Origin of the sequence: Kitasatospora sp. NPDC057518 (assembly GCF_042802075.1) — a bacterium.
Classification (GTDB): Bacteria; Actinomycetota; Actinomycetes; order Streptomycetales; family Streptomycetaceae; genus Kitasatospora.
This window is the reverse complement of the sequence record NZ_JBHVEU010000005.1, coordinates 23,312-42,664: the sequence shown is the minus strand read 5'-3', so window position 1 is coordinate 42,664 and position 19,353 is coordinate 23,312. Positions and strand designations below refer to the sequence as shown.

Annotated in this window: 21 protein-coding genes; 2 read left to right on the top strand and 19 right to left on the bottom strand. The window is 71.9% G+C overall.

Going from position 1 to position 19,353, the window contains the following annotated elements; translation table 11 throughout:
- Positions 1–60 precede the first annotated feature (60 nt).
- The 5 genes from ACFU7Z_RS01175 to ACFU7Z_RS01155 all read right to left on the bottom strand — a co-directional run bounded on the left by ACFU7Z_RS01175 (position 61) and on the right by ACFU7Z_RS01155 (position 5,115).
- Positions 61–276 (bottom strand): hypothetical protein, encoded by a 216-nt coding sequence (locus tag ACFU7Z_RS01175; protein ID WP_049655953.1) that lies wholly within the window; start codon positions 274–276, stop codon positions 61–63.
- A gap of 134 nt (positions 277–410) precedes the next feature.
- Positions 411–908: a tRNA (adenosine(37)-N6)-threonylcarbamoyltransferase complex ATPase subunit type 1 TsaE gene (gene tsaE / locus ACFU7Z_RS01170; protein WP_049655956.1), complete on the bottom strand. Its 498-nt coding sequence runs from the start codon at positions 906–908 to the stop codon at positions 411–413.
- Between the two features lie 116 nt (positions 909–1,024).
- Complete coding sequence (locus tag ACFU7Z_RS01165; RefSeq protein WP_380775142.1) at positions 1,025–2,257, bottom strand: alpha/beta fold hydrolase; 1,233 nt, start codon at positions 2,255–2,257, stop codon at positions 1,025–1,027.
- On the bottom strand, positions 2,254–3,453 hold the full coding sequence (gene alr / locus ACFU7Z_RS01160) for an alanine racemase (RefSeq protein ID WP_049655958.1): 1,200 nt from the start codon (positions 3,451–3,453) through the stop codon (positions 2,254–2,256). The genes ACFU7Z_RS01165 and alr overlap by 4 nt, the downstream gene beginning before the upstream one ends.
- Positions 3,454–3,639: 186 nt before the next feature.
- On the bottom strand, positions 3,640–5,115 hold the full coding sequence (locus tag ACFU7Z_RS01155) for an NAD(P)H-hydrate dehydratase (protein WP_380775141.1): 1,476 nt from the start codon (positions 5,113–5,115) through the stop codon (positions 3,640–3,642).
- 180 nt (positions 5,116–5,295) lie between these two features.
- On the opposite strand from ACFU7Z_RS01155, the gene ACFU7Z_RS01150 reads away from it, so the two are divergent.
- Complete coding sequence (locus ACFU7Z_RS01150) at positions 5,296–5,844, top strand: Uma2 family endonuclease (protein WP_049649063.1); 549 nt, start codon at positions 5,296–5,298, stop codon at positions 5,842–5,844.
- 37 nt (positions 5,845–5,881) lie between these two features.
- Here the strand turns inward: ACFU7Z_RS01150 and glmS are convergent, their stop codons facing one another.
- Positions 5,882–7,738 (bottom strand): glutamine--fructose-6-phosphate transaminase (isomerizing), encoded by a 1,857-nt coding sequence (gene glmS / locus ACFU7Z_RS01145; RefSeq protein ID WP_117488219.1) that lies wholly within the window; start codon positions 7,736–7,738, stop codon positions 5,882–5,884.
- A gap of 99 nt (positions 7,739–7,837) precedes the next feature.
- Here glmS and coaA point away from each other — a divergent pair, with 99 nt between their 5' ends.
- Positions 7,838–8,833 carry a type I pantothenate kinase gene (coaA, locus tag ACFU7Z_RS01140; RefSeq protein WP_049649055.1) on the top strand — a complete coding sequence of 332 codons (996 nt, stop codon included), beginning with the start codon at positions 7,838–7,840 and terminating at the stop codon, positions 8,831–8,833.
- Between the two features lie 141 nt (positions 8,834–8,974).
- Here the strand turns inward: coaA and glmM are convergent, their stop codons facing one another.
- The 13 genes from glmM to map all read right to left on the bottom strand — a co-directional run bounded on the left by glmM (position 8,975) and on the right by map (position 19,236).
- Positions 8,975–10,339: a phosphoglucosamine mutase gene (glmM, locus tag ACFU7Z_RS01135; RefSeq protein WP_049649054.1), complete on the bottom strand. Its 1,365-nt coding sequence runs from the start codon at positions 10,337–10,339 to the stop codon at positions 8,975–8,977.
- A 169-nt stretch (positions 10,340–10,508) separates the two neighbouring features.
- Positions 10,509–11,018 carry a 30S ribosomal protein S9 gene (gene rpsI, locus ACFU7Z_RS01130; protein ID WP_049649053.1) on the bottom strand — a complete coding sequence of 170 codons (510 nt, stop codon included), beginning with the start codon at positions 11,016–11,018 and terminating at the stop codon, positions 10,509–10,511.
- A gap of 45 nt (positions 11,019–11,063) precedes the next feature.
- Positions 11,064–11,507: a 50S ribosomal protein L13 gene (gene rplM, locus ACFU7Z_RS01125; RefSeq protein WP_030055846.1), complete on the bottom strand. Its 444-nt coding sequence runs from the start codon at positions 11,505–11,507 to the stop codon at positions 11,064–11,066.
- 255 nt (positions 11,508–11,762) lie between these two features.
- Positions 11,763–13,421, bottom strand: coding sequence for an ABC-F family ATP-binding cassette domain-containing protein (locus ACFU7Z_RS01120; RefSeq protein WP_049649052.1), 1,659 nt, complete (start codon positions 13,419–13,421; stop codon positions 11,763–11,765).
- Positions 13,422–13,462: 41 nt separating this feature from the next.
- Positions 13,463–14,374, bottom strand: a complete 912-nt coding sequence (gene truA / locus ACFU7Z_RS01115; RefSeq protein ID WP_074003957.1) for a tRNA pseudouridine(38-40) synthase TruA — start codon at positions 14,372–14,374, stop codon at positions 13,463–13,465.
- An 89-nt stretch (positions 14,375–14,463) separates the two neighbouring features.
- Positions 14,464–14,937, bottom strand: coding sequence for a 50S ribosomal protein L17 (gene rplQ, locus ACFU7Z_RS01110; RefSeq protein ID WP_049649050.1), 474 nt, complete (start codon positions 14,935–14,937; stop codon positions 14,464–14,466).
- Positions 14,938–15,063: 126 nt separating this feature from the next.
- Positions 15,064–16,086 carry a DNA-directed RNA polymerase subunit alpha gene (locus tag ACFU7Z_RS01105; protein ID WP_049649049.1) on the bottom strand — a complete coding sequence of 341 codons (1,023 nt, stop codon included), beginning with the start codon at positions 16,084–16,086 and terminating at the stop codon, positions 15,064–15,066.
- A gap of 143 nt (positions 16,087–16,229) precedes the next feature.
- The gene (rpsK, locus tag ACFU7Z_RS01100; RefSeq protein ID WP_030232513.1) at positions 16,230–16,637 is read right to left on the bottom strand and encodes a 30S ribosomal protein S11; all 408 of its coding nucleotides are present in this window, start codon (positions 16,635–16,637) and stop codon (positions 16,230–16,232) included.
- 72 nt (positions 16,638–16,709) lie between these two features.
- Positions 16,710–17,090, bottom strand: coding sequence for a 30S ribosomal protein S13 (gene rpsM / locus ACFU7Z_RS01095; protein ID WP_049649048.1), 381 nt, complete (start codon positions 17,088–17,090; stop codon positions 16,710–16,712).
- A gap of 176 nt (positions 17,091–17,266) precedes the next feature.
- The gene (gene rpmJ / locus ACFU7Z_RS01090; protein WP_003956441.1) at positions 17,267–17,380 is read right to left on the bottom strand and encodes a 50S ribosomal protein L36; all 114 of its coding nucleotides are present in this window, start codon (positions 17,378–17,380) and stop codon (positions 17,267–17,269) included.
- Between the two features lie 33 nt (positions 17,381–17,413).
- Positions 17,414–17,635 (bottom strand): translation initiation factor IF-1, encoded by a 222-nt coding sequence (gene infA, locus ACFU7Z_RS01085; protein WP_003956442.1) that lies wholly within the window; start codon positions 17,633–17,635, stop codon positions 17,414–17,416.
- 194 nt (positions 17,636–17,829) lie between these two features.
- The gene (gene mscL / locus ACFU7Z_RS01080) at positions 17,830–18,255 is read right to left on the bottom strand and encodes a large conductance mechanosensitive channel protein MscL (protein WP_049649047.1); all 426 of its coding nucleotides are present in this window, start codon (positions 18,253–18,255) and stop codon (positions 17,830–17,832) included.
- Positions 18,256–18,396: 141 nt separating this feature from the next.
- Positions 18,397–19,236 (bottom strand): type I methionyl aminopeptidase, encoded by an 840-nt coding sequence (map, locus tag ACFU7Z_RS01075; RefSeq protein ID WP_380775138.1) that lies wholly within the window; start codon positions 19,234–19,236, stop codon positions 18,397–18,399.
- Positions 19,237–19,353: the final 117 nt, after the last annotated feature.

Genomic DNA, 19,353 nt, shown 5'->3' with positions numbered 1-19,353 from the left:
GCCCGGACGGGACCGGGCGGCCCGGCTTCGGGTTCGAATTCGGGTTCGGGAGGAGCGGCCTCAGGCGGCCCGGGGCGTCCGCGCCTCGGGCCGTTCGTCGTGTCCGGGCCGCGGTCCGTCCTGCCGGGGGCGCGGTCCGGGCGGTGTGGACACCGCCTCGGCGGCCGCGCAGGCGGCCAGCAGCGCCCGCATCGGCTCTCCCGGAACGCGACGGGCGGACTCTCCGGCCCCGGCGGCGGTGACCGCGCGCTGCGGGGCGGGGGTGGTGCTCGACATGGCGCCTCCCTAGTTAGGCAGACCTAACCGCAGCACCCATCCCACCACGCCCGGCACCCCGGCCGCAACATCTTGCCGACAGTCTGTCGGCAAGATGTCGGCGAGTCGTCGGAGCCCCGTCGGCGCCCTCCCGGCTATCCGAGTTCCGCCAGCGCCGCGTCCGCCCAGCGCGGGCCGATGCCGGTCAGCACCACCCGGCGCGGGTCCTGGTCGTCCCCGCCCTCGGTGCCGCCGATGGCGCGCTCGATCCGGACCTCCAGCCGGTCCTCGGACAGCCGCTCGACCTTGCCCTCGCCCCACTCGACCACGACCACCGACTCGGGCAGCGAGACGTCCAGGTCGAGGTCCTCCATCTCGTCCAGGTCCCCGCCCAGCCGGTACGCGTCCACGTGCACCAGCGCCGGGCCGCCGACCAGCGAGGGGTGCACCCGGGCGATCACGAAGGTCGGCGAGGTCACCGCCCCGCGGACCTGCAGCCCCTCCCCCAGGCCCCGGGTCAGCGTGGTCTTCCCCGCCCCCAGCTCGCCGGAGAGCAGCACCAGGTCACCCGGCCGCAGCAGCGCGGCCAGCTCCCGGCCGAGCCGGCCCATCCGCTCCGGGGTGGGGACGGTGAGAGTGGCGTGCGAGCCCATGCGCGTGTCTTGCCCTTCGGTCCGTACGGCGCGCCGACCACCGGCCGCCACCGCTACCGTGCCACATCGGCGGGCACCCGCGCGGCGGGTGGGCCCTCCGGGCGGGCACCCGGGCCTCAGGCGGGGTCGACGACGGTCTCCGCGGTCCGCTCCCCGGCCAGGTCGAGGACGGCCGCGGGCAGCGGCGCGGCCCCGGCGAAGCCGGCGGCCCGGCGCAGCAGCCGGGCCAGCTCGTGGTCGACCAGCTCCGGGCACTCCAGCATCACCAGGTGCCCGGCGCCCTCGGCCAGCACCAGCTCCGCGCCGGGCAGCCGCTCGGCCATCGCCTCGCTGTGCGTCGAGGGCGTCAGCAGGTCCTTCGTCCCGGCCAGCACCAGCGCGGGCAGGCCGCGCAGGGCGTCCAGCGCCCCGTACTTCTCGTGCGCGCCGAACACCGGGTAGAACTCGGCGACCACGTCGATCGGGGTGGCGTCCAGCAGCTGCTCGGCGAAGCGCACCACACCGGGGTCGACGTCCCGGCCGCCGAAGGAGAACCTCCGGTAGAACACGGCGGCCACGTCCGAGCCCAGCCGCCTGGTCGCCTCGACCAGGTCGACCTGGCGGCCCAGCAGCTTCACCACCCCGGGCGCGACCTTCTTGAACAGCTTCGCGCCGGCCTTCGGCAGGCCGAGGCTGACCTCGTTCCAGTCCCCGGCGAGGGTGCCGATCAGCGCCACCCCGGCGACGCGCTCGCGGAACAGCTCCGGGTGCTGGTCGGCCAGCGCCATCACCGTCATGCCGCCCATCGAGTGGCCCACCAGCACCAGCGGCCCGGTCGGCGCGACGGCGTCGACCACCGCCTTGAGGTCGCCGCCCAGCTGGTCGATGCCGGCCGGCTCGCCCGCCAGGTACGAGCGGGAGCGCTCGGAGCGGCCGTGGCTGCGCTGGTCCCAGAAGACCAGCCGCAGGCCCTCGCGCAGCGCGGCCCGCTGGAAGTGCCAGCTGTCCTGGTTGAGGCAGTAGCCGTGGCAGAACACCACGGTCAGCGGCTCGGCACCGGTCCCGCCGTCCGGCCCGCTCCAGCCGGTGCCGTCCAGCTCGACGTACAGCTCGGTGCCGTCCGGCGCGGCCACCGTCCTCGGGCGCCCGCGCAGCGAACCGTACGGGGCGTTCGCGTCCAGCTCGGCCCGGGCCCGGCGGCGCATCGCCCGGCCGACGGTCAGCCGCTCGATCGCGACGCCCGCGGCCGCCCCGGCCGCCAGCACGCCGACCGAGATCCCGATCACACCCGCCCGGCTCACCCCGGAGGCGGCACCGGCCGCCCTGGCGACCGCCGCGACCGGGCTGCCCTCGGCCGGCCCCCCGGTCATGCCGACCGGACCTCGGCGTGGCTGCCGCCCAGGTAGCGGCGGGGCACCCGGGCACCGATCCGGGTGATGATCTCGTACGAGACGGTGCCGCAGGCGCGGGCCCAGTCCTCGGCGGTGGGCTCGCCGCGCTCGCCGTTGCCGAACAGCAGCACCTCGTCGCCGATCGCCGGGGCGTCGCCGCCGAGGTCCACCACGAACTGGTCCATCGCGACCCGGCCGGCCACCGTGCGCCACTTGCCGTCGATCTGCACCGGGCCGGTGCCGCTGGCGTGCCGGGGGATGCCGTCGCCGTAGCCGACCGGGACCAGGCCCAGCGTCGTCTCGCCCGGCGTCGTGTAGTGGTGGCCGTAGCTGACCCCGTGCCCGCCGGGGACGTGCTTGACCAGCGCCAGCCGCGCGGTCAGCGCCATCACCGGGCGCAGCCCGAAGTCCGCCGGCGAGCCCACCTCGGGCACCGGCGACAGCCCGTACGCGGCCAGGCCGGTGCGGACCAGGTCGAAGTGCGACTCCGGCAGCAGCAGGGTGGCCGGGGAGTTCGCCAGGTGCCGGACCTCGGGGCGCAGCCCGGCGGCCTCGGCCGTGGCCAGCGCGACGCGGTAGGAGTCCAGCTGGGCCTGGATCGACGGGTGGCCGGGCTCGTCCGCCGCGGCGAAGTGCGACCAGACGCCGACGACCGTCAGCAGCCCCTCCGCCTCGGCCCGGCGGGCGGCGGCCACCAGCCGCGGCCAGTCGTGCGGCTGGCAGCCGTTGCGGCCGAGGCCGGTGTCGGCCTTCAGGTGCACCCGGGCCGGGATGCCGGTCTCGCGCACGGCGGGCAGCAGTTCGTCCAGCGCCCACTGGCCGCTGACCGAGATGTCCAGGCCCGCGCGCAGCGCCTCGCGCCACGGCCCGCCCGGCGTCCACAGCCAGCACAGGATGCGGGCCTGCTCGGGGCGGATGCCCGCGGCCCGCAGGGCCAGCGCCTCGTCCGGCGTCGCGCAGCCGAGCCAGCCGACCCCGTTCGCGACCGCCTCCCGGGCGCACTCGACCGCGCCGTGGCCGTAGGCGTTCGCCTTGACCGCGAGCATCACCGCCGTGCTGCCGACGCGCTCGCGCAACGCGGCGAGGTTGCCGCGCAGGGCGGCGAGATCGATGGTCGCCTCGGCCCGTACGCCGTCGGTGAGGGTGGCTGTGCCGATCGTGTTCGCAGTTGTCATCAGGGTCAGTCTCCCAGACGTCCCGGAGTCCTCGCCGAACGGCCCGTCGGCGCGGCGGCCGACGACCGGGCCGCGCGCACCGCGCCGACCTGCGGCGAACCGCTCGTCCATCCCTTGCACGGACGCGTTCGACGGACCGTCCGGTTCCGGTTGCCGGCCCTCCGGGCGCCTTCCCGGCCTTCCCGGTCAGGGCGTCCGGACCGCCCGCCACACCGCCGGCAGCGCGCCGGCCACCGCGAGCGCCGTCGTCGGGGCGCCCGGCTCGCCCGCCGCCTCGCGGCCGGCCAGGCCGTGCAGGTAGGCGGCCGCCGACGCGGCGTCCAGCGGCGCGAGGCCGGCCGCCAGCAGGGAGCCGGCCAGCCCGGCCAGCACGTCGCCGCTGCCGGCCGTGGCCAGCCAGGAGGTGCCGGTCGGGTTCACCCGGACGGCCCCGCCCGGGTCCGCGACCACCGTGGTGGAGCCCTTCAGCAGCACCGTCGCGCGGTAATCGGCCGCCAGCCGGCGGGCGGTGGCCAGCCGGGCCGCGGCCAGGTCGTCGGCGGCCGGCGGCGTGCCGCCCCCGGCACCCGCGAGCAGCCGGGCGGCCTCGCCGGTGTGCGGGGTGAGCAGGGTGGGCGCGGTGCGGCCGGCCAGCGCGTCCGGGCCGAGCCGGCCCAGCTCGGTCAGCCCGTCCGCGTCCACCAGCACCGGGACGTCGCTCGCCAGCGCCTCGGCCAGCGCCTGCCGCGCCCCCTCGCCGCCGCCCGGACCGACCACCCAGGCCTGCACCCGCCCGGCCCCGGCCGGACCGCCCTCGGCGACCAGCACCTCCGGGAAGCGCCGCACCACCTCCTCGGCCGCCGTGCCCACGTACCGGACGGCTCCCGCGCCCCCGTGCAGCGCCCCGGCCACCGCGAGCAGCGCCGCCCCCGGGTACGTCGCCGAGCCGGCCGCCACCCCGACCACGCCGCGCCGGTACTTGTCGCTCTCCGCGCCCGGCACCGGCAGCAGCGCCGCCACGTCCGCGTGCTGGAGCGCCGTCACCTCCGCGGCGGGCGGCTCCAGCCCGATGCCGACCAGCTGCACGGCGCCCGCGTACGAGGCCCCCGGATCGATCAGCAGACCGGGCTTGTACGTGCCGAAGCAGACCGTGACGTCCGCGCGCAGCGCCACGCCCGGCACCTCGCCGGTGTCGGCGTCCACCCCGCTCGGCAGGTCCACCGCGACCACCGCCCCGCGTCGCGCCGCCCGCGCGTACGGCTCCGCCGCGGGGCGCAGCCCGCCGCGGCCGCCGATGCCGACGATGCCGTCCAGCACCAGGTCCGCGCGCGAGAAGTCGGCCAGGCCGACTTCCTGCTCCACCGTCACCCGCCCACGGGCGGCCCGCAGCGCGGCCAGCCCGCCCGGGTGCGCCTTCTCCGGCACCAGCAGCACCGCCGTCACCCGCGCCCCGCGCCGGGCCAGCGCGGCCCCCGCGTACAGGGCGTCACCCCCGTTGTCCCCGCTGCCCGCGAGCACCGTCACCCGACTGCCGTACACCCGCCCCCGACGCCCGGTCAGCAGCCGCGCACAGGTCGCGGCCAGCCCCGCGGCCGCCCGCTGCATCAGCGTGCCCTCCGGCAGCCGCGCCATCAGCTCGGCCTCCGCGGCCCGGACGGTTTCCACAGGGTGTGCATGACGCATGGGGAGAACTCCTTCAGCGGTCGGCTACCGCCGACGCTAGCCCGCGTCACCGCCCCACGGGAGCCGGGCCTGCGGCACACTTTCGAGTGACACCCACTTCGATCCCCCACCGGCTCCGGTCCGTACGCCTACTTTGTCGCTCGGTACAGACCAGCAGGAGGGAGAAGGGCCATGGTCGCCATGCCGGCAGTCGAGCACCCGCTGGGCGAGGAGAGCCTCCTCCAGGCGTTTCTGGGGCTGGACACCCCGCTGGGAAGCAAGGCCGAGTTCATCGAAGGGGAGATCGTCGTGACACCACCGCCGGACGGCGAACACGAGACCGCGTTCTCCCTGCTGAACAGGCAGTTCATGCGCAAGGCCGAGGCCGAGTTCGATCTGTCCGGGAACAAGGGACTGATCACGCCCAAAGGACGGTTCATCCCCGACGGCACCCTGAGCCCGGTCGGCCATTTCGAGCACGCCGACTCGTGGGCTTCTGCGGAAGGGGTCTTGCTGGTCTTCGAGATCACGTCGATCAACCCGCACAAGGACCGCGAGCCCAAGCGCAGGGGCTACGCCGCTGCTGGGATCCCCTGCTACCTGCTGATCGACCGCGGCGAAGGCATGATCACCCTGTTCACTGAACCCGACGGCGAGGACTACATCACCCAGACCAAGGTCGAGTTCGGCAAGGCGATCGACCTCCCCGCCCCCTTCTCGTTCGCACTCGACACGGCGCCCCTGCGGTAGGACGCAGCCACCGCAGGGGCGCCGTACGGCCGAGCGGCTACTCGACGGTGACCGACTTCGCCAGGTTGCGCGGCTGGTCGACCTCGTGGCCCTTGGCCGTGGCCAGCTCGCAGGCGAAGACCTGGAGCGGGACGGTGGAGACCAGCGGCTGGAGCAGGGTCGGGGTGGCCGGGATGCGGATCAGGTGGTCCGCGTACGGGACGACGGCCTCGTCGCCCTCCTCGGCGATCACGATCGTGCGGGCGCCGCGGGCCCGGATCTCCTGGATGTTGGAGACGATCTTGTCGTGCAGGATCGACCGCCCGCGCGGCGAGGGCACGACCACCACGACCGGCAGCCCCTCCTCGATCAGCGCGATCGGGCCGTGCTTGAGCTCGCCCGCCGCGAAGCCCTCGGCGTGCATGTACGCCAGCTCCTTGAGCTTGAGCGCGCCCTCCAGGGCCACCGGGAAGCCGACGTGGCGGCCGAGGAACAGCACCGAGCGGGCGTCGGCCAGCGAGCGGGCCAGCTCGCGCACCGGCTCCATGGTCTCCAGGACCTGCTCGACCTGCTTCGGCGCGTCGCCGAGCTCCTTGATGACGGCGAAGATCTCGTCGCCCCACTTGGTGCCGCGCACCTGGCCCAGGTACAGGGCGACCAGGTAGCAGGCGACCAGCTGGGTCAGGAACGCCTTGGTCGAGGCGACCGCGACCTCCGGACCGGCGTGGGTGTACAGCACCGCGTCCGACTCGCGCGGGATGGTGGAGCCGTTGGTGTTGCAGATCGCCAGCACCTTGGCGCCCTGCTCGCGGGCGTGCCGCAGGGCCATCAGGGTGTCCATGGTCTCGCCGGACTGCGAGATGGCGATGACCAGCGTGCCCGGGCCCATGATCGGGTCGCGGTAGCGGAACTCGGAGGCGACCTCGACCTCGCAGGGGATGCGGGTCCAGTGCTCGATCGCGTACTTGGCGATCATGCCGGCGTGGAAGGCCGTGCCGCAGGCCACGATGACGACCTTGTCGACCGAGCGCAGGTCGGCGTCGGAGATCCGCAGCTCGTCGAGGGTCAGCCGGCCGTCGGTGCCGATCCGGCCGAGCAGGGTGTCGGCGACCGCCTTCGGCTGCTCGGCGATCTCCTTGAGCATGAAGTAGTCGTAGCCGCCCTTCTCGGCGGCGGAGGCGTCCCAGTCCACGTGGTACTCGCGCACGTCGGCCGGGGTGCCGTCGAAGTTGGTGACGGTCACTCCCTCCCGGCGTAGCTCGACCACCTGGTCCTGGCCCAGCTCGATCGCCTCACGGGTGTGGGCGATGAAGGCGGCGACGTCCGAGGCGAGGAAGTTCTCGCCCTCGCCGCGGCCGACCACCAGCGGCGAGTTGCGGCGGGCACCGACGACCACGTCCGGCGCGTCCGCGTGCACGGCGACCAGGGTGAAGGCGCCCTCCAGCTGACGGCAGACCGCCCGCATGGCCTCGGCGAGGTCGCCCGCGTAGGCCTCGCCCAGCAGGTGGGCGACGACCTCGGTGTCGGTCTCGGACCGGAGGGTGTGGCCGCGCTCGGCGATCTCTGCGCGCAGCTGGGCGAAGTTCTCGATGATGCCGTTGTGCACCACCGCGACCCGCTCGCGGTCGTCCAGGTGGGGGTGGGCGTTGGCGTCCGTCGGGCCGCCGTGGGTGGCCCAGCGGGTGTGGCCGATGCCGGTGGTGCCGCCGGGCAGAGGGGTCTCGGCGAGCGACTTCTCCAGGTTGGCGAGCTTGCCCGCCCGCTTGTCGGTGGCCAGGCTCCACTGCCCTTCGGAGTCCTGGACCTGCACCGCGACACCGGCCGAGTCGTAGCCCCGGTACTCCAGTCGCTGCAAGCCTGCGATTACTACGTCGAGGGCGGTCTGAGCGCCCACGTATCCAACAATTCCGCACATGCGTGCCAGCATAAGGGCGGTTCTGTGGCCGTTTTCCCGCCGCGCGGGAACACTGCGTGACCGACACCACAGCCACCGTGAACGCCGCGACGGCTCACAATGGAGCATGTGCTGACCGAACTCTGTACGCCGGGCGCCGCCACGCCCGGCCCGTCCCCGTCCCCCTACGTGGACCTCAGCCGGGCCGAGTGGAGCGCGCTGCGCGAGCGTACGCCGCTGCCGCTGACCGCCGAGGAGGTGGAACGGCTGCGCGGCCTCGGGACCGCCCTCGACCTGGACGAGGTCCGCGACGTCTACCTGCCGCTGTCGCGCCTGCTGAACCTGTACATCCACGCCACGCACGAGCTGCGCGGGACGCTGGGCACGTTCCTGGACACCCCGGACACCGAGCGCACCCGCACCCCGTTCATCATCGGCGTGGCCGGCTCCGTCGCGGTCGGCAAGTCCACCACCGCCCGTCTGCTGCAGGCGCTGCTGGCCCGCTGGCCCGAGCACCCCCGGGTCGAACTGGTCACCACCGACGGCTTCCTGCTCCCCAACGCCGAGCTGCGCCGCCGCGGCCTGATGGCCCGCAAGGGCTTCCCGGAGTCGTACGACCGCCGGGCGCTGATGCGCTTCGTCGCGGACGTGAAGGCGGGCAAGGAGCGGGTCAGCGCGCCGGTCTACTCGCACCTGGTGTACGACATCGTGCAGGGCGAGCGGCTGACCGTGGAGCGCCCGGACATCCTGATCGTCGAGGGCCTGAACGTGCTCCAGCCGGCCCTGCCCGGCAGCGACGGCCGCACCCGCCTCGCGGTGGCCGACTACTTCGACTTCTCGATCTACGTCGACGCCCGGACCGACGACATCGAGCACTGGTACCTGGACCGCTTCCGCAAGCTGCGGCAGACCGCCTTCCAGGACCCGAACTCCTACTTCCGCCGCTTCACCGAGGTGCCGGAGGAGGAGGCGATGGAGTACGGCCGGCAGGTCTGGCGCACCATCAACAAGCCCAACCTGCTGGAGAACGTGCTGCCGACCCGCGGCCGGGCCACCCTGATCCTCCAGAAGGGCCAGGACCACAAGGTCCGCCGGGCCCTGCTGCGCAAGCTCTGAGCCCACCCCGACGAGCCCACCCCGACGAGCCCACCCCGACGAGCGCCCCTCGGGGGCGCGCCCGGGGAGGCACCTCCGGAGGAGCGCACGACACGAAGGGCCCCCGCGGCGCGCGGGGGCCCTTCACCGTATCTCCGGGGCTCAGCCCAGGTGGGTGCGCACGGCCTCGGCCAGGCGCTGCCCGACCGTCTCGGCCTGCGCCGGGTCGGCGGCCTCGACCATCACCCGGACCAGCGGCTCGGTGCCCGACGGGCGCAGCAGCACCCGGCCGGTGGAGCCCAGCTCGGCCTCGGCCTCGGCGACCGCGGCGGCCAGCTCGGTGCTCGTCCTCACCCGGGACTTGTCGACGCCCTTGACGTTGATCAGCACCTGCGGCAGCCGGGTCATCACGGCGGCCAGGTCGGCCAGCGGCTGCTTGGTGGCGGCCAGCCGGGCGCCCAGCATCAGGCCGGTCAGGGTGCCGTCACCGGTGGTGGCGTGGTCCAGCAGGATCACGTGGCCGGACTGCTCGCCGCCCAGCGCGAAGCCGTGCTCCTTCATCGCCTCCAGCACGTAGCGGTCGCCGACGGCGGTCTCCACCAGCTCGACGCCCTCGCGCTCCATCGCCAGCTTGAAGCCGAGGTTGGACATCACGGTGGCCACGGCGGTGTTGCCGCGCAGGGTGCCGGCCTCCTTCATGGCGATCGCGAGGATGGCGATGATCTGGTCGCCGTCCACCTCGTTGCCCTCGGCGTCGGCGGCCAGGCAGCGGTCGGCGTCCCCGTCCAGGGCGATGCCGAGGTCGGCCCGGTGCTCCTTCATGGCGACGCGCAGCCGGTCCAGGTGGGTGGAGCCGACGCCGTCGTTGATGTTGAGGCCGGTGGGCTCGGCCCCCAGGGTGTGGACCACCTCGGCGCCGGCCCGGGCGAAGGCCTCGGGGGCGACGTAGGCGGCCGCGCCGTGGGCGCCGTCGATGACGACCTTGATGCCGTCCAGGCGGTTGGGCAGCACGCCGATCAGGTGGGCGACGTACTTGTCGAAGCCCTCGGTGTACTCGCGCACCCGGCCGACGGCCGCGCCGGTCGGACGGTTCCAGTCCTCGTCGCCGAGGGTGTGCTTGCGGTAGTGGGTCTCGATCGCGTCCTCGATGCGGTCGTCCAGCTTGTGGCCGCCACGGGCGAGGAACTTGATGCCGTTGTCCGGCATGGCGTTGTGGCTGGCGGACAGCATCACGCCGAAGTCGGCGCCGAGCGCGCCGGTGAGGTACGCCACGGCCGGGGTGGGCAGGACGCCGACCCGCAGGACGTCGACGCCGGCGCTCGCCAGACCGGCGATGACGGCGGCCTCCAGGAACTCGCCCGAGGCGCGCGGGTCACGGCCGACCACCGCGACCGGCCGGTGGCCGTCGAAGGCGCCGGCCTCGCCGAGCACATGGGCCGCGGCGACCGACAGGCCGAGCGCCAGCTCCGCCGTCAGGCCCTCGTTGGCCACCCCGCGCACGCCGTCCGTACCGAAGAGTCGTCCCACTGTCCCGTCCTCCATCACCACTGCTCGGAACCCAAACCGATGATCCCGGCCGCCGCGCAGTAGCCGGGGAACACGTCGCCCCGGAGTACGCGAGGTACTCCGGGGCGACGGTTTTTCGCGCAACCAGGGGGTGCGCCGCCAGGGCGGACCGCACCCCCGGGGGAGGCGATTAGCGCTTGCTGTACTGCGGCGCCTTGCGGGCCTTCTTCAGACCGGCCTTCTTGCGCTCGACGGCGCGGGCGTCACGGGTCAGGAAGCCGGCCTTCTTCAGCGCGCCGCGGTTGTTGTCCACGTCGGCCTCGTTCAGGGCACGGGCGACGCCGAGGCGCAGCGCGTAGGCCTGGCCGGAGACGCCGCCACCGCTGATGCGGGCGACGACGTCGTAACGGCCGTCCAGCTCGAGGAGCTTGAAGGGCTCGTTCACGGTCTGCTGGTGCACCTTGTTGGGGAAGTAACCCTCGAGGGTGCGACCGTTGATCTTCCACTGGCCGGTGCCGGGGACGATGCGCACGCGGGCGATCGCCTCCTTGCGACGGCCCAGGCCGGCGCCGGGGACGGCCTCGCCGAAGCGGCCGGCCAGCGACTCGGAGGTGTAGCTCTCCTCGGAGGTGTACTCGCCCTCGACGGCCTCAACGGCCTCGTCGAAGTCGACCTCAAGGGTTTCAGTGGTCTCGGCCACGGTGTTCCTCAGCTCTTTTCAGTGTTGGGGGGCTTGGTGGCCGAATTACTGCGCGACCTGGGTGATCTCGAACGGCACCGGCTGCTGGGCAGCGTGGGGGTGCTGGTCGCCCGAGTAGACCTTCAGCTTCGAGAGCATCTGGCGGCCCAGGCTGTTCTTGGGGATCATGCCCTTGATGGCCTTCTCGACGGCCTTCTCCGGGTTGTTCGCCAGCAGGTCGTCGTAGCGCACCGAGCGCAGACCGCCCGGGAAGCCCGAGTGGCGGTAGGCCAGCTTCTGGGTCTTCTTGTTACCGGACAGGTGCACCTTGTCGGCGTTGATGATGATGACGAAGTCACCAGTGTCAACGTGCGGCGCGTAGATCGCCTTGTGCTTGCCCCGGAGGAGGTTGGCGGCCTGGGAGGCCAGGCGGCCGAGCACGACGTCGGTCGCGTCGATGACGTGCCACTGACGCTGGACGTCGCCGGGCTTGGGGCTGTACGTACGCACGGTCGTAGCCTTCGCTTTTCAGTGAGTGAGTCCTGACAGGAGCACCCGGACGGCAGAGCAGCCTGGCCAACCTTGGACGCAATTCAAGGGTGACCGCTGGTCGACGACCTGATGTCTCCGGCGTACCGACCTCTCACGTGAGATAGAGCGAGCCAATACGCACATCAAGCGTCCAGGTTACCGGCCGGATCCGAAGGGGTCAAAAATGGGTCGGCTCCTTCCGGCCGGAGGCCCGGCCCGCGGCCCGGCCGTCACTCAGCGTTCGCGCTCCACGCGGGTCACGTCCCAGACCGGTTCCGGCGACTCGAACACCCGGCCGTCCGCGCCGAACACCAGGAAACGGTCGAAGGTCTTGGCGAACCAGCGGTCGTGGGTGACGCACAGCACGGTGCCGTCGAAGGCCTCCAGGCCGGCCTGCAGCGCCTCGGCGCTCTCCAGGTCCAGGTTGTCGGTCGGCTCGTCCAGCAAGAGGGCCGTGACACCGGAGAGTTCGAGCTTGAGGATCATCAGCCGGGCCTGCTGCCCGCCGGACAGCGACTCGAACTTCTGCTCCTCCTGGCGGTCCAGCTCGTACCGGCGCAGCGCCCCCATCGCGGCGCCCCGGCTGAGCGCGTGCTCCTCCTCGACGATCGACCGCACGGTGCGGCCGAACAGCTCCGGGTGGGCGTGGGTCTGCCGGAAGTGGCCGGGCACGACCCGGGCACCGAGCTTCCAGGCGCCGGTGTGCTCGACGGTCTCGTCCCCCGCGAGCAGCCGCAGCAGGTGCGACTTGCCGGCGCCGTTGGCGCCCAGCACCGCGACCCGCTCGCCGTAGAAGACCTCCAGGTCGAAGGGCCGCATCAGGCCGGTGAGCTCCAGCTGCTCCAGGGTGAAGGAGCGCACACCGGTGCGCCCGCCCTTGAGCCGCATGGTGATGCTCTGCTCGCGCGGGGGCTCCTCCGGCCGCCCGGCCTCCTCGAACTTCTTCAGCCGGGTCTGGGCGGCGGCGTAGCGGGTGGCCAGGGCGTGGCTGACGGCGGCGGCCTGGCGCAGGGTGACGACCAGCTTCTTGAGCTTGGCGTGCTCCTCGTCCCAGCGCCGGCCGAGCTCCTCGAACCGCGCGAAGCGGTCCTTGCGGGCCTCGTGGAAGGAGTCGAAGCCGCCGCCGTGCACCCAGACGCTGCTGCCCGCCGCGCCGGACTCCACGGAGATGATCTTGTCGGCGGTCTTGGAGAGCAGCTCGCGGTCGTGCGAGATGAACAGGACGGTCTTCGAGGTGGCCTTGAGGGCCTCCTCCAGCCAGCGCTTCGCCGGGACGTCCAGGTAGTTGTCGGGCTCGTCGAGCAGCAGCACCTCTTCGGGGCCGCGCAGCAGCGCCTCCAGCACCAGCCGCTTCTGCTCGCCGCCGGAGAGGGTGTTCAGGCCGCGCCACTGGGCCTTGTCGAAGGACACCCCGAGGGCCGCCATCGTGCAGACGTCCCAGTCGGTCTCGTAGTCGTAGCCGCCGACGTCGGCCCAGTCGGAGAGCGCCTGGGCGTAGGCCATCTGCGTCTTCTCGTCGTCCTGGGCGATCATCGCCAGCTCGGCGGCGTCCACCGCGCGGGCGGCCTTGGCGATCCGCTCGGGGGCGACGGAGACCAGCAGGTCGCGCACCGAGGCGTCGGCCGGCAGCGCGCCCGGGGTGGACTGCTGGTCCTCGCGGCCGGTGGTGCCGACGAACTGGCGCATCACGCCGAGCCCGCCGCTGATCGTCACCGTGCCGCCGTGCGGCTGGATGTCCCCCGCGATCATCCGGAGCAGGGTGGTCTTGCCGGCGCCGTTGGCACCGACCAGGGCGACCGCGGCGCCCTCTCCGACCCGGAAGGACGCGTCGTCGAACAACACGCGCCCGTCCGGCAGGTAGTACTCCAGGTGCGAAATCTCGACGTGTCCCATGGGAACGATTCTCCCAAGCGGACGCGCCGGGCCAAAACGGATTAACCGATGGCCGGCTGACCGGGCAGGGTCCGCATCCGCCGGGCCGCGCGGTTGCGCTCGGCCAGCTGGTCGTCCGGCGGGTAGCCGACCTCCTCCAGCGTGAGCCCGTACGGCCGGATCACGTTGACGGCGGAGTTGCGCACCCCGCCGGCCAGCACCTCGCCGGGGAACTCCACCGGCCGGTGCCCGTCGCCGACCAGCAGCATCGCGCCGACCAGCGCCCGGACCATGTTGTGGCAGAAGGCGTCGGCCCGCACGGTGGCGACCGCGAGCGAGCCCTCCTGGGCGGCGTACGGGTCCACCGGGACGCGGTCCCAGTGCAGCTCCAGCAGGGTGCGGATGGTGGTGGCGCCCTCGCGCTTCTTGCAGTACGCGGCGAAGTCGTGCTCGCCGAGCAGCAGCTTCGCGGCGGCGTTCATCTTCTCCACGTCCAGCGGCCGGTCGTGCCAGAGCACGTGGCCGCGCAGCAGCGGGTCCACCCCGCCGGGGTGGTCGGAGACTCGGTACGCGTACCGGCGCCAGACGGCCGAGAAGCGGGCGTCGAACCCGGCCGGCGCCTCGCCGACCCGGTAGATCCGGACGTCCCCGGGCAGCCGGCCCGCCAGCCGGCGCAGCAGCTTCTCCCGGTGCTCCGCCCACAGCTCGGCCGGCAGGTCGACGTGGGCGACCTGGCCTCGGGCGTGCACCCCGGCGTCGGTGCGGCCGGCCACGGTCAGCGGGAACAGCTCCGGGCTGCGGGTGACGACCTGCAGCGCGCTCTCGATCTCCTCCTGGACCGTCCGGCGGCCGCCCTTCTGGCGGGCCCAGCCGGAGAACTCGGCACCCTGGTAGGCGAGGTCGAGCCGGACCCGGACGTACCCGTCGGCCGGGCCGTCCTTCACCGGCGGCTGCTCGACGCACTCGTTGACCACTGCTTCTCTTCTCCCGGGACCTCGAAGAACAAGGAACGGGCCCGCTCCCCCATCACTGGGGAAGCGGGCCCGCAACACACCCAGAGGTGTCAGGCCTGCTCGGCCTCGGCGGCGTCGGCCTTGGTCTCCTCGACCTTGGCGTCGGCCTCCTTGACGGCACGCTTGGTGGCGGCCTCGGCCTCGCCGACGGCGGTCTGCGCGACGGTCAGCGCCTCGACCAGCTCGATCACGGCCATCGGGGCGTTGTCGCCACGACGGGGACCGATCTTGGTGATACGGGTGTAACCACCCGGGCGGTTCTCGTAGCGCGGCGCGATCTCGGTGAAGAGGGTGTGCAGCACCGACACGTCGGTGATGGTCTTGCGCACCAGGCGACGGTTGTGGATGTCGCCCTTCTTCGCCTTGGTGATCAGCTTCTCCGCCAGCGGGCGCATCCGACGGGCCTTGGCCTCGGTCGTGGTGATGCGGCCGTACTGGAACAGCTCCCGGCACAGACCGGCGAGCAGCAGCGGCTCGTGGTGCGGGCCGCCGCCGAGGCGGGCACCCTTGGTGGGACGCGGCATGGATTACTCCTTGGATCTCCGACTACGGCCGTATCAGGTACCGCAGCGGGCGCACGGGCACTGTTGCCCGTACGACTTTCACGACGACGGGGGCGGTTCGTGGAACCGCCCCCGCGGCCAATTCTCTCAGTACTGCTCGGTCTCGGCGAAGTGCGAGTCGTCGAGGTCGTCGGCGCCGAAGGCGTCGGCGGCGGCGGTCGGGTCGAACCCGGGCGGGCTGTCCTTGAGGGCCAGGCCCATGCCGGCCAGCTTCGCCTTGACCTCGTCGATCGACTTCGCACCAAAGTTGCGGATGTCGAGCAGGTCGGCCTCGGAGCGGGCGACGAGCTCACCCACGGTGTGGATGCCCTCGCGCTTGAGGCAGTTGTAGGAGCGGACCGTGAGCTCCAGCTCCTCGATCGGCAGCGCCAGGTCGGCGGCCAGGGCGGCGTCCGTCGGGGACGGGCCCATGTCGATGCCCTCGGCGTCGATGTTCAGCTCGCGGGCGAGGCCGAACAGCTCCACCAGGGTCTTGCCGGCCGAGGCCATGGCGTCGCGCGGACGCATGGCGGGCTTGGTCTCGACGTCGACGATCAGCTTGTCGAAGTCGGTCCGCTGCTCGACACGGGTGGCCTCGACCTTGTAGGTGACCTTCAGCACGGGGCTGTAGATCGAGTCGACCGGGATGCGGCCGATCTCCTGGCCGGAGGCCTTGTTCTGGACGGCGGAGACGTAGCCGCGACCGCGCTCGACGGTCAGCTCCATCTCCAGCTTGCCCTTGCCGTTCAGCGTGGCGAGGACCAGCTCCGGGTTGTGCACCTCGACACCCGCCGGCGGGGCGATGTCGGCGGCGGTGACGACACCCGGGCCCTGCTTGCGCAGGTACATCACGACCGGCTCGTCGTGCTCCGAGGAGACGACCAGCTGCTTGATGTTGAGGATGAGGTCGGTCACGTCCTCCTTGACGCCCGGCACGGTGGTGAACTCGTGCAGGACGCCGTCGATGCGGATGCTGGTGACAGCGGCACCCGGGATCGACGACAGGAGCGTGCGGCGCAGGGAGTTGCCGAGGGTGTAGCCGAAGCCCGGCTCCAGCGGCTCGATCACGAACCGCGAGCGGAACTCGTCGACGACCTCTTCGGTCAGCGAGGGGCGCTGAGCGATAAGCATGGGGGGAATCCTCCAGTTGTCTTCGGCACCCACTATTTGATGCCGACAGGACCAAGCGTACGGGCTCCCGTAGGCAGCGACCAATCACTGCGTGGGAGCCCGTACGAGGTTAAAACATCACCCGCGTGCCCGAAGGCGCTGCGTCAGACGCGGCGGCGCTTCGGCGGACGGCAGCCGTTGTGCGGGGTGGGGGTGACGTCCTGGATCGAGCCGACCTCCAGGCCGGTGGCCTGGAGCGAACGGATCGCGGTCTCGCGGCCGGAGCCCGGACCCTTCACGAAGACGTCGACCTTGCGCATGCCGTGCTCCTGCGCGCGACGGGCAGCGGCCTCGGCGGCCATCTGCGCGGCGAACGGGGTCGACTTGCGCGAGCCCTTGAAGCCGACGTGGCCGGCGGAGGCCCAGGAGATCACGTTGCCCGCGGGGTCGGTGATCGAAACGATGGTGTTGTTGAACGTGCTCTTGATGTGCGCGTGGCCGTGAGCGACGTTCTTCTTTTCCTTGCGGCGGATCTTCTTCGCGCCGGCAGCCTGACGACCCTTGGGGGGCATAAGTCTGTTCTCCTACTGAGGTGGTCGGTCCGCTGACCCGCGGGCCGGAGGGATGTCCGGTTACGGGACGGACTACTTCTTGCCCGGCTTCTTCTTACCGGCGATCGCGCGACGCGGGCCCTTGCGGGTACGCGCGTTGGTGTGGGTGCGCTGGCCGCGGACCGGCAGGCCGCGGCGGTGACGCAGACCCTCGTAGCAGCCGATCTCGACCTTGCGGCGGATGTCGGCGGCCACCTCACGGCGGAGGTCACCCTCGACCGTGTAGTTGGCGTCGATGTACTGGCCCAGCTTGACGAGGTCGTCCTCGGAGATGTCGCGAACGCGGACATCCGGGTTGACACCGGTCTCGGCCAGGGTCTGCTGGGCGCGGGTACGGCCGATGCCGTACACGTACGTAAGGGCGATCTCGATCCGCTTCTCACGGGGGAGATCAACGCCGGCGAGGCGTGCCATTCAAGGCTCCTGTGGTTCTTCAGAGGTCTTGCGTGCTACCTACTCCGACACCTCACGGTGAGGGAGCCCCGGCCTCTGACCGGGGGTGGCAGTCCGTCCGGGAACGGACGGATCGGGTAGCCCGCTTATGACGTTTTCGCGTCGCGCGAAGTACTACGAGAAATGCTGAAGAGTGATCAGCCCTGGCGCTGCTTGTGGCGCAGGTTGTCGCAGATCACCATGACCCGGCCGTGGCGGCGGATCACCTTGCACTTGTCGCAGATCTTCTTGACGCTCGGCTTGACCTTCATGTTTCAGGTTCTCCGGGTCTAGATCTGACGTTCTTACTTGTAGCGGTAGACGATCCGCCCGCGCGTGAGGTCGTAGGGGCTGAGCTCCACGACGACCCGGTCGTCCGGCAGGATGCGGATGTAGTGCATGCGCATCTTGCCACTGATGTGCGCGAGGACCTTGTGACCGTTCTGCAGCTCGACCTTGAACATCGCGTTCGGCAGAGACTCGATCACGGTGCCCTCGATCTCAATGGCGCCTTGCTTCTTAGCCATGAACTGCGAGATCCACCTTCCGGGACCGGCTACCGTATGCGGAACGCTCGTGCGAACCTGGGTTCACCCCTTCCCCGGGGGGAAGAGGGCGCGCTGAAGCACGCTACGAGTGAGCCGACGGTCCATCCTACGCCAGCGCGTCCGGTGCACCAAAACGGGGGTCCCGGAAAGCGGTCGCCGTCACATCTGCTACGTCAGGCCTTGCTGAGGACCGTCAGCGGCTCGACGTGGGCGGTGCAGGCCGAGCAGCGGCGGGCAGCCTCGGGGATGTCGGTCAGGCACTCGGGGCACGGGCGCTTCGGCGTCTTCGGCTTCTTCGGCATGTAGCGCGCGGTCGCCTTGGTGATCGGCAGCACCACGCAGAAGTACAGCACCGCGGCGGTCATGAAGAACGCGATCAGCACGTTGAGGAACTGCCCGTACGGGAAGGTCACCCCCGCGATGTGCGCCTTGTACGAGCTGAAGTCGCCGGCGGCGCCGACCACCACACCCACCAGCGGGGTGAGGAAGGCGGACACGAAGCCGGTCACCACCGCGGTGAACGCGGCACCGATGACCACACCGACCGCCATGTCGACGACGTTGCCGCGCATCATGAAGTCGCGGAATCCCTTGAGCACGTGCTCTCTCCTGCATCGCTCGTAACCGGACCGGCCGGAGCCGACCACTGCCAGCGCATAAAAATAGGACAAAAGCCCTGGAGGTCCAAACCTCCAGGGCCCTGATCCCTTGTCAGCAGCGGCAGTTGAGCGCCGTCAGGACTACCCGAGGGGGTCCGGAGCTGCGGTGATGCCCAGCTTCGCCAGCTCCGCCTTGCCGCCGTCGAAGGCGGTCAGCACCAGCGGGCCCTGCTCGGTGACGGCCACCGAGTGCTCCCAGTGCGAGGCCCAGGTGCCGTCGTTGGTGACGACCGTCCAGTCGTCCTCCAGCACGGTGGTGTGCGGGGTGCCGAGCGACACCATCGGCTCGATCGCCAGCACGGTGCCGGGGACGAGCTTCGGGCCCTTGCCGCGGCCGCGCTCGACGTAGTTCAGCACGTGCGGCTCCATGTGCATCGCGGTGCCGATGCCGTGGCCGCCGTAGCCCTCGGTGATGCCCCACTTGCCCTTGGGCGGGAGCGGCTGGCGGCGGATGAAGCCCTCGATCGCCTTGGAGACGTCCACCAGGCGGTTGTTCTTCTTCATCTGGGCGATGCCGGCCCACATCGAGCCCTCGGTCACCCGGCTCAGCATCTCGACCTCCGGGCGGACCTCGCCGACCGCCACGGTGATGGCCGAGTCGCCGTGCCAGCCGTCCAGGATGGCGCCGCAGTCGATCGAGATGATGTCGCCCTCCTGGAGGGCCCGGTCGCCGGGGATGCCGTGCACGACCTCGTTGTTCACCGAGGCGCAGATCACGCCCGGGAACCAGAGCCCGCCGTGGTTGGCCCGGAAGTTCGAGGTGGCGCCGTGGTCGGTGATGACCTTGTCCGCGACGTCGTTGAGCTCCTGGGTGGTCACCCCGGGGGCGACCGCCTCGCGGCAGGCCTTCAGGGCCTCGGCGACGACCAGCCCGGCCGCTCGCATCTTCGCGATCTGCTCGGGGGTCTTGATCTCCACCATCTGGTCACGCCTTCCAAGTCCGGATTACCACTGCTACCACCGTACGACGCCGAAACGGCCGGGCCACCCGCGTGGGGCGGGCGACCCGGCCGTACCGTCGTACGTTCGCCGAGAGAC

Coding starts and splice junctions, on each gene's coding strand:
- alr (WP_049655958.1), bottom strand. CDS start 3,453: ATGACAACTGCGAACACGATCGGCACAGCCACCCTCACCGACGGCGTA.
- ACFU7Z_RS01150 (WP_049649063.1), top strand. CDS start 5,296: ATGCCGGCAGTCGAGCACCCGCTGGGCGAGGAGAGCCTCCTCCAGGCG.
- glmS (WP_117488219.1), bottom strand. CDS start 7,738: ATGTGCGGAATTGTTGGATACGTGGGCGCTCAGACCGCCCTCGACGTA.
- ACFU7Z_RS01120 (WP_049649052.1), bottom strand. CDS start 13,421: ATGGGACACGTCGAGATTTCGCACCTGGAGTACTACCTGCCGGACGGG.
- ACFU7Z_RS01105 (WP_049649049.1), bottom strand. CDS start 16,086: ATGCTTATCGCTCAGCGCCCCTCGCTGACCGAAGAGGTCGTCGACGAG.
- rpmJ (WP_003956441.1), bottom strand. CDS start 17,380: ATGAAGGTCAAGCCGAGCGTCAAGAAGATCTGCGACAAGTGCAAGGTG.
- rplQ (WP_049649050.1), bottom strand. CDS start 14,937: ATGCCGCGTCCCACCAAGGGTGCCCGCCTCGGCGGCGGCCCGCACCAC.
- ACFU7Z_RS01165 (WP_380775142.1), bottom strand. CDS start 2,257: ATGACCGGGGGGCCGGCCGAGGGCAGCCCGGTCGCGGCGGTCGCCAGG.
- ACFU7Z_RS01175 (WP_049655953.1), bottom strand. CDS start 276: ATGTCGAGCACCACCCCCGCCCCGCAGCGCGCGGTCACCGCCGCCGGG.
- rpsK (WP_030232513.1), bottom strand. CDS start 16,637: ATGCCCCCCAAGGGTCGTCAGGCTGCCGGCGCGAAGAAGATCCGCCGC.
- tsaE (WP_049655956.1), bottom strand. CDS start 908: ATGGGCTCGCACGCCACTCTCACCGTCCCCACCCCGGAGCGGATGGGC.
- ACFU7Z_RS01155 (WP_380775141.1), bottom strand. CDS start 5,115: ATGCGTCATGCACACCCTGTGGAAACCGTCCGGGCCGCGGAGGCCGAG.
- map (WP_380775138.1), bottom strand. CDS start 19,236: ATGGTGGAGATCAAGACCCCCGAGCAGATCGCGAAGATGCGAGCGGCC.
- infA (WP_003956442.1), bottom strand. CDS start 17,635: ATGGCTAAGAAGCAAGGCGCCATTGAGATCGAGGGCACCGTGATCGAG.
- rpsM (WP_049649048.1), bottom strand. CDS start 17,090: ATGGCACGCCTCGCCGGCGTTGATCTCCCCCGTGAGAAGCGGATCGAG.
- coaA (WP_049649055.1), top strand. CDS start 7,838: ATGGAGCATGTGCTGACCGAACTCTGTACGCCGGGCGCCGCCACGCCC.